Genomic DNA, 403 nt, shown 5'->3' with positions numbered 1-403 from the left:
CATATGTACCGATGCTTTTCGTAATAAGATGACACTACGATTTTCTAATATAATAGACGTAAAATAGAATAGATTTAAGTGATCAGATTTGAATTGTTATAAAGGAGTGTATAAAATGCAAGGGAATCAGCTAAGAAGGAATACAGCAAGAACAGTTATTCATAACGATATAAATAACTATCCCCATTTAAATATACCTATGATTATTAATGAAAAAAACGGAATGATTTACGAGGTTTTAAACGTTGGTTTTCATAATAATGATGCGGTAGGAATGATAACAACGGACGGTTTCGCTACAACTAGGATAAATACACCAATCGTATCAATAAAAAACAATGATGGTAGCATTCAAGCATGTCACCTACCTTTAGAATTGGAATATTGGGTACTTTCATGTATG

Annotated in this window: 1 protein-coding gene and 1 pseudogene; both read left to right on the top strand. The window is 31.3% G+C overall.

The features are described from left to right. A pseudogene (locus AC1DJR_RS33775) lies at positions 1-67 on the top strand (YolD-like family protein); the annotation flags it as partial. A 48-nt stretch (positions 68-115) separates the two neighbouring features. Next, a partial coding sequence (locus tag AC1DJR_RS33770) for a hypothetical protein (RefSeq protein ID WP_477004648.1) occupies positions 116-403 on the top strand: 288 nt, incomplete at its 3' end.

The sequence above is a fragment of the Bacillus sp. 05T31 genome, from assembly GCF_056396725.1.
The sequence above is the reverse complement of the archived record's forward strand: the minus strand, read 5'-3'. Positions and strand labels throughout refer to the sequence as shown.